The following is a 1,178-nucleotide window of genomic DNA, read 5'->3' as shown; positions in this document are numbered from 1 at the left end:
GTGAATACATGATGGCAGCATTTTCTGCGGCGTCATGGTTGCCACAAAACAAATATCCCTTTCTTCCGACGGCCAATGGCCTGATGGCATTTTCTGCCAGGTTGTTATCTGGCAGATAACGGCCATCAAGATGATAGCGCGACAGACGCAAGAAAAGATGGTAGGTATAAGCCAGGGCCTGGCTCATCCTTCCGCCCGGCAACGCTTTAGGATAATAGCCTTCAGTCCATTTCTCAAATGCACGCATGATTGGATAGGCCAACCGCTTTCGAAGTTCTGCCCTTTGCTCATAATCCATATCCTGATCGGTGGCCATCGATTCAACCTGATAGAGTTTGGCAATTTGCGCCAATGCATATTCCGCCCCCGCCTGGTCTTCTTTTAAACTTTCCGAGAATTTTCTGCGCACATGGGCCCAGCAGCCCAGAAGTAAAACACCCTTCTTGTGCTCATAAATTGAGTAAGCCTCATATCCATCCGTTTGAACGGCGCCTTGGTAATCCTTTAACAATTCAACGACTACTTTTCTGGCCCGGGAACCTTTATCGTAGTGGAAGAAAACCAGATTGTCCATCACAGAGCGAACCATCCACAGGTAAGCCTTTTGGGCTTTATGCAGCTGGTTATTGATAACCGGCACAGTGCTTTCATCAACCTGTATGTAATTGGATGACAGAACAATATCTTTTAACCGAAAATAAAGCGCGCGAAGTAAATCGCTACCTCCCTGAAACCAGCCATTAACAGTGGATGCAGGTAATCTGATCCCCGCCATTTTTAACATGGAAATTTGCCGATGAAAAGGAAGATGGTAGAAATATTTGTTCATCATAAGCTCGGCCAGCAAAGAAGGACCGGCATTGCTACGGGGCAAAGGCAAAAGTGGCATGGAAGCAATACGGATAGCTGCTGTTTCTTCTTCGTTCTGATTATTATCGCCATTCTTTGTTGCTTCCATTGACTTTACGGCATACCTGGGGCGTTCTATCCGGCGAACATAAGTCTCTCCGGGCTTGTATTCAAGAATCTCTGTCACTTCTACGCCAATGCGCACCCAGTTGTCCTGTTTGCCTTCCGGCTCTATTACTTCTACTTCTCTCCTGAGATGGTCGGGAAGCGGCTGACGAACTGCCTTCTTCTTGTTTTTAGCAGGCTTGCGTCGCTCATACTCGATTAGC

General features: G+C 47.1%; 1 protein-coding gene. It reads right to left on the bottom strand.

Features of this window, described 5'->3' with window-relative positions; all coding sequences use genetic code 11:
* Positions 1-1,178 (bottom strand): IS66 family transposase (gene tnpC, locus ATH1_RS0116620; RefSeq protein WP_010424442.1); only part of this gene is annotated, 1,178 nt, incomplete at both ends.

The sequence above is a fragment of the Anaerophaga thermohalophila DSM 12881 genome, from assembly GCF_000191885.1.
In the GTDB taxonomy this organism is placed as follows: Bacteria; Bacteroidota; Bacteroidia; order Bacteroidales; family Marinilabiliaceae; genus Anaerophaga; species Anaerophaga thermohalophila.
This window is presented reverse-complemented; position numbering and strand designations above follow the sequence as displayed.